1 protein-coding gene is annotated in these 1,048 nt (G+C 69.8%); it reads right to left on the bottom strand.

Annotation, left to right across the window (positions count from 1 at the left end; genetic code table 11):
• Window positions 1-930 (bottom strand): IS481 family transposase (locus ACX28W_RS43910; RefSeq protein ID WP_459005692.1); only part of this gene is annotated, 930 nt, incomplete at its 3' end.
• Window positions 931-1,048 lie beyond the last annotated feature (118 nt).

The raw sequence follows: 1,048 nt of genomic DNA, 5'->3' as shown, positions 1-1,048 counted from the left end.
GGGGACGCGGCTGGCGGGTGGTTTGCCTGCGAGCGCGGTGTGTCCGCGGTGGTGATTGTAGGTATGCAGCCATGCGGGGAACGCTTCGCGTCGTTCGGCCTCTGAGCGGTAGGGGCGGGCGTAGGCCCATTCGTCCAGCAGAGTGCGGTTGAAGCGTTCGACCTTGCCGTTGGTCTGCGGCCGGTAGGGCCGGGTTCGCTTGTGGGTGATCCCGGCTGCTGCGAGAGCTTCGCGCCAGTCGCGTGAGCGGTAGCAGGAGCCGTTGTCGGTCAGGACCCGTTCGACGGTGATCCCGGCCTGGGTGAAGAACGCCTGGGCGCGGGTCCAAAAGCCGGTGGCGGTCTCCTTGCGCTCGTCGGGGTGGATCTCGCTGTAGGCGAGGCGGGAGTGGTCGTCGACGGCGGTGTGCAGGTAGCTGTAGCCGACGCCGGAACGCTTCTTGCGGCCGGCCGCCCGGCCCAGGACTTTGTGGCCCCCGCCGTCGGGGATGTTGCCGAGCTTCTTGATGTCCACGTGGACCAGCTCGCCGGGCCGGTCGCGTTCGTAGCGGCGTATGACGCGGCCGGTGGCCCGGTCCAGGTGGGTGAGGCGGGCCAGGCCGAATCGGGTCAGGATGCGGTGCACGGTCGAGGGCACCAGCCGCAGCAGGTGCGCGATGCGGGCCGGTCCCCACCGGCGCAGGACGCGGACCTTGATGATGCGGCGCTCGGTGCGGGTCGGGGTGCGGCGCGGGCTCGTATACGGGCGGGAGGAGCGGTCGTACATCCCGGCCTCGCCGAACTGCCGGTAGCGCTCGGCCCATCGCTGGGCCGTGGTCGGTGAGACCTGGAAGCGCTCGGCGGCCCTGCGCAGGGTCCAGCCGTCCTCGACCACGCAGCGGGCCAGGCGCAGACGGCCGGTCTCGGTCAGGGGTGCATTACGGTGGGGCACGAGGGCCTTTCTGTTGGTGTAGACGTCGCAATCCACACCGAACCGGAAGGCCCTCACCTGTTCAAGATCCCTCAGCCGAGACCTGGCTCACCCGTCCACAACCTCCCGAGACAGAACA

It is taken from the genome of Streptomyces sp. SD15, from assembly GCF_054462255.1.
The sequence above is the reverse complement of the archived record's forward strand: the minus strand, read 5'-3'. Positions and strand labels throughout refer to the sequence as shown.